Consider the following 585-nt stretch of genomic DNA (forward strand, 5'->3'; position numbering starts at 1 on the left):
GGCGGGGGCCTCGCCACGGATGACCTCGCCGAGGGAGGCGGCGGCCGTGGACGCGGGCAACCCGGCGTTGGCGAGGGCGCCGTGGGTGGCGACCAGGGTGGCGTCGTCGACGATCAGTCGGGCGGAGCGGAGGACTTCGGGGGCGAGCTCCCGCTTTCCGGGCTCGTCGGCGCCGAGCGCGGTCAGGTGCTGGCCCGGCCGCAGGTCCGCCAGGTGCAGCAGGGGCTCGCGCGACCAGGTGGCCAGCACCACCACGTCCGCCTCGGCGGCCACCTCCGCCGGCGTGGCCGCCACGGTGCCACCGTGTCGCCGCGCGAAGGCGCTCGCCCGTCGCGGGTCGGTGTCGTGGACGACAAGCCGGTCCCAGGAGCGCAGCGCGCGCAGCCCACGGAGGGTGAGTTCGGACTGGGCTCCGGCGCCGATCACGCCGACCGTCTCGGCGCCGTCGGCGGCCGGTCGGGCGAGCAGGTCGGTGGCGAGGGCCGCGGCGAGGCCGGTGCGCCAGGCCGTGACGGTGGCGGAGTCGAGCAACGCCAGCAGGGCGCCGTCGGCGCCGCTGTGCAGGCAGATCACGCCCCGCAGGGC

Annotated in this window: 1 protein-coding gene; it reads right to left on the reverse strand. The window is 77.9% G+C overall.

What is annotated here, in order from left to right:
* Nucleotides 1–585, reverse strand: a 585-nt coding sequence (locus tag KUM32_RS41100; protein ID WP_217146755.1) for an NAD(P)-binding domain-containing protein, incomplete at both ends; no start/stop codon positions are given.

It is taken from the genome of Streptomyces sp. AC627_RSS907, assembly GCF_019049165.1.